Raw genomic sequence first — 3,171 nt, 5'->3', positions numbered from 1 at the left:
CTGCCGGTTTCTCCCTTGGTTTACAGGTATAGAGTGTAGTACCCCCTGTCAACATTTAATGCGTTTGTGAATTCTCGTACTTGCATGTGAAAATTTTAACTTAGTCCGCAAAAACAAAAAACAAGCCGTTTTCCGGCTTGTCCTTGCTTATTCGGTTTGTAGTTGTTATTATTGTTTATAAACATACGCCATATTACTTAAATAAGCACCGGTTGATATGTAAAGTATCGCTGACAGGAACTTTTGTAAACTTCTTGTAAACTATATTTTAACAGCAAGGCGTTCGCTTTACAATAGCCCAGGGGTATACAAAGTTATCCATGTCTGAACATTCTTTCTATTTGGTCCCCTGAACCTTCCTCTACCATCTCCGGCTTGCCGGGAGCGACAAAAAAGAGGCCTAAGCCTCTTTGTGTTCAAATCATATGTGTTTGGAACCGACACCAACGTAAGGCTACGCGGTCGCTTCCTCTGTCGAAGTTTCCTCTTTCTTGGCGGCTTTCGCTTTAGGCACCTTGATATCCTCTATCATGAGCTTGGTCAGGTGCGAGCGGTGACCGAATTTGCGGCGATAATTCTTCTTGGATTTGTATTTGAAGACAAGGATTTTGTCTCCCTTGAAATGCTCGACGACCGAGGCGACTACTTTCACCTTGTCGAGACCGTTCACGATAACACTCTCATCGCGAATCATGATTACATCGGTGATGTCGAACTTTGAGCCGACTTCCGCATCTACGTGGTCGACAACGAACTCTTCGCCCTTGCTAACCTTGTATTGTTTTCCACCGCATTTGATGATGGCGTACATTCATATCCCTCCTTAGCAACAAGCATTTAGCCTATCATAGAAGCGTGCCCGTGTCAATAAAAAAGCAGCAGTACATTTAGGATAATTTCTATAGTACCGTACATTGTCGCGCCTACATAAACATATAGTCGATCGCAATGCCTTCAAGCGCACAGGTAAGGAAAGAGACCGTCTCAATAAGACGGTCTCTTTTGGTCGTTACTCAAGCGTCTTTTACCCTTTAAGGGTTACGGCGGCAGAGTCCCACCTTTCTCGGGACGCTGGAATGTGTGGCACCAGGAGCAGTCATACTTCTGGGTATCCACGTGCCTGCTGTGGCCGGATACGTAGCCTTTCCAGTTCTTATCCCTGTGACACTGGGTGCAGATGGTTGATTTTGTGTTCTTCAGGTGGTAGCCCAGCTCGCCGACGAGCTTCATCTGCGTGGTATTCTCGTGGCACGTACCGCAAGCGAGAACCTTATCTTTTGTCGGCACCTCGTGGTTGAGCATCTGGTATGTGTCCGTCTTTACCCAACTGAAGGCGTCTGTTGAGCTATAGCCCATGTTGACGAGACCCCTCTTGGTCGCTTCGACAGCATCGGGGGTGGTCAACATATAGTACTTGGTGTCGAGCGCGATGAGCACCTTGTTGGCGTCCCTCATCGGCTGCTCGGCGGTCTTGTACTTAAACGCATAGAGCTTGGTGCCGAGCGGACCGTTGACGGCACCGTTAGGATACGAGGTCGGGAAGGCCATCGATGTCGCGTCCATCGTCAAGACATCGTAGATTAGTCCGCAGTAGCTCTTCCTGTCCCAGAACTTATACTTCGGAATCAGGTTGTTCGCCTTGGTGCTCGGCGGGTGATACGGTGCGGCTGTGCTAACGGACGGCTCTTTCCAGGAACGGTGGATCTCGGTCGCCTCATTAGCCGTAGAGTCGCTTGCATCCTTGGCGTAGATCGGGATGTGGCAAGTCTGGCAGGCAACGCGCGCTATGTGCTTGTTGACCGCCGCCGTTGTGTGTCCGGTCGACGACTCTTTTGTGCTGTGGCAGGTCGAATTGGAACACTTGACTTCAGCCGCGTAGTCTGTCGCCCTTAAGTCCGAGCCCTTGCCGGTTACCTTGTGGTTTACGAACTTGTGGCACGCCTGGCAGGTCAATTTGCCGCGACCGGTCGACATGTGAACGTCGAAGACGCTATCGCCGGTGTTCCTGTGCGCCCACGTGATATCGCCGCGTTTGACGGAATCGCCGCCGCCCGCGAAGGCGTGACACTTCAAGCAGTTGGTCTTGGTCGGCTTGTGGATGTTTCTAACGTAGCTATTGAGTGTCGCCGTATCGGTGGTCTTCGGGCCCATCGAGCCGTCGGACAGCCTATCGCGATCCAGCGCGTAGGCCTCGTTGTGGCACATCAAGCAGTCGATGTTCTTAAGTTGTGTGTCGGTTGGGCTTGTTGTTGCCACCGGCTCGGCGCCGCGGCCGGCGTGACATTTGCCGCAGATTTGCCAGTTGCCGAGGATGTTGATGCAGTAGCTGTTGACCGCATTCATGTACTTGCCCTGTTTCACGGTCGGCTGGTTGAGCATATCCGGGGCGTTGCCGCTCCACTGGTAGTGGACAGCCTGGTACATCTCATCGAATTTTGCTCTGTGACAGCTTAGGCAGTTGGTCGGATAGTCGCTCCAGAGCAAGTTGGCATGCGGGTTTGAAACCGTCACTGAAATTGTTTGCGCTGTGGTCTTGCCGGCTGAATTCGTCGCGGTCACCGTTATGGTGTGCTTACCATCGGTTACCGTCGTCGAGTTCCAGCTGGCGGTCCAGGTGCCGGAAGCGGAACCATCCGGGCCGGACATAGCTACGTTTGCACCACTATCGATGTTGTAGGTGACACCTGTAACCGTATAACCCGTTCCGCCACTCGCGCAATCAGCCGAGATGGTAACGGCAGTCCCCGAGACCGTAGTTTCATTCGCCGGGGCCGTGATGGTCACGGTCGGCGCCGGAGCCGTCTTGCCGGCAAGCGCGGGCGACGCGGCCATCATCATGATGACCACCAGCATGACTGCCAGGAATAATAAGCGCTTGTTCACTAAGTTTCCTCCTTTGCAATACGTCAATTCGTTCTTTGAAAATCGCTCAATCTTCATAAAAATCTTCACCTCCTCGTTTTGCTTATTTACACCCGCTTGAGCAACGGGGTATTTTAATAGTTATTCGGAGTCGATATCCGACTCCTCGTAGCTTCCAAATAACGACTCGTAGCTTTTTTGGCAAACTTTTCTAGCGGCATAACTGCCGGTTTCTCCCTTGGTTTACAGGTATAGAGTGTAGTACCCCCTGTCAACATTTAATGCGTTTGTGAATTCTCGTACTTGCAT

General features: G+C 51.4%; 2 protein-coding genes. Both read right to left on the bottom strand.

Features of this window, described 5'->3' with window-relative positions; translation table 11 throughout:
* Positions 1–454: 454 nt before the first annotated feature.
* Entirely contained in the window at positions 455–811 is a 357-nt protein-coding gene (rplU, locus tag KGZ93_04655) for a 50S ribosomal protein L21 (GenBank protein ID MBS3908899.1), read from the bottom strand.
* A gap of 227 nt (positions 812–1,038) precedes the next feature.
* On the bottom strand, positions 1,039–2,883 hold the full coding sequence (locus KGZ93_04650) for an alpha-2-macroglobulin (protein MBS3908898.1): 1,845 nt from the start codon (positions 2,881–2,883) through the stop codon (positions 1,039–1,041).
* Positions 2,884–3,171: the final 288 nt, after the last annotated feature.

The organism is Actinomycetota bacterium (assembly GCA_018333515.1).
Lineage (GTDB): Bacteria > Actinomycetota > Aquicultoria > Aquicultorales > Aquicultoraceae > Aquicultor.
The sequence above is the reverse complement of the archived record's forward strand: the minus strand, read 5'-3'. Positions and strand labels throughout refer to the sequence as shown.